Annotated in this window: 3 protein-coding genes; all 3 read left to right on the forward strand. The window is 42.0% G+C overall.

Annotated features, from left to right (window positions below; translation table 11 throughout):
- Positions 1–219: hypothetical protein (locus tag A3729_RS34205; protein WP_231877528.1), on the forward strand; the 219-nt coding region annotated here is incomplete at its 5' end.
- 128 nt (positions 220–347) lie between these two features.
- Entirely contained in the window at positions 348–704 is a 357-nt protein-coding gene (clpS, locus tag A3729_RS28745) for an ATP-dependent Clp protease adapter ClpS (RefSeq protein ID WP_068516258.1), read from the forward strand.
- 76 nt (positions 705–780) lie between these two features.
- Positions 781–1,110: Clp protease N-terminal domain-containing protein (locus A3729_RS28750; protein ID WP_304439786.1), on the forward strand; the 330-nt coding region annotated here is incomplete at its 3' end.

The raw sequence follows: 1,110 nt of genomic DNA on the forward strand, positions 1-1,110 counted from the left end.
GCATTATCGACTCCCGTGTCTCCTGCGTTCGAACTATGTGTCTTGGCAATCCTGAATAAAGAATTCAAGGATGTCAGACTGCCTTTTTGGGTTCTTGGGCATGTAAAAGTTCAAACACCTGAAGTTTTATTTTTATTTGTATTCCGATGCAAAGCGCATCAAGTCGCTACTGTCAAATATTTTCTTAATGCTGTCAAGCGATTTGGGCGAAAGATATGATGCCTGGCCGTAATTCTTTCGATAGTTTTGCTCATGTTTTTCTTTATGCGATTTCTTTATAAGCTCAGTTGTTGCAAAATACGTATCTACCCCCAAATAAAGAGAAATGTAAAAATTCGTATCAAACTATGAGTAAAACTAAAGATTCTCTACTAGTATTAGCTCAAGGAACGCAAAATGATCCAGGTCATGAAGATGATCTGCTTGTCGCTCCTGCTAAGCCAGCGTTTAAACAGCCTTCGATGTATCAGGTTGTCATGTTAAATGATGACTACACGCCGATGGACTTTGTTGTTGAGGTGCTATTAAAGTTTTTTTCTATGAATGAAGAAAAGGCGACCCAGGTAATGTTAGCTGTTCACACTCAAGGTTATGCCGTGTGTGGCGTGTTCAGTCGGGACATTGCAGAAACAAAGGTGGCGCTGGTGAATCAATATTCGGCTGATTGTGATCACCCATTATTGTGTGAAATCAAAGCAGTCTAGAGCTTTATAGATATAGTTCTGCGTTTTACATGGGTAATCACATTGAGCGAATTAATAATAATTTCTGGGGTGAAAGATGTTAAGTAAGGACCTCGAACTGACCTTGAACGAAGCGTTTCGAAGCGCCCGTGAGAAGCGTCACGAATTTATGACTGTTGAGCACTTGCTATTGGCTTTGCTCGACAATGATGCCGCACTACAAGTGCTGGGTGCGTGTGGTACCGAATTGTCGGAGCTTCGAGAGGAGTTAACCGAGTTTGTAGACTCGACTACACCACTTATTCCAGCGAGTGATGAAGAGCGAGAAACTCAGCCTACTCTGGGCTTTCAGCGAGTTTTGCAGCGTGCAGTATTTCATGTTCAGTCTTCTGGTAAGAAAGAAGTTACTGGCGCGAATGTTTTGGTA

It is taken from the genome of Oleiphilus sp. HI0043 (genome assembly GCF_001634935.1).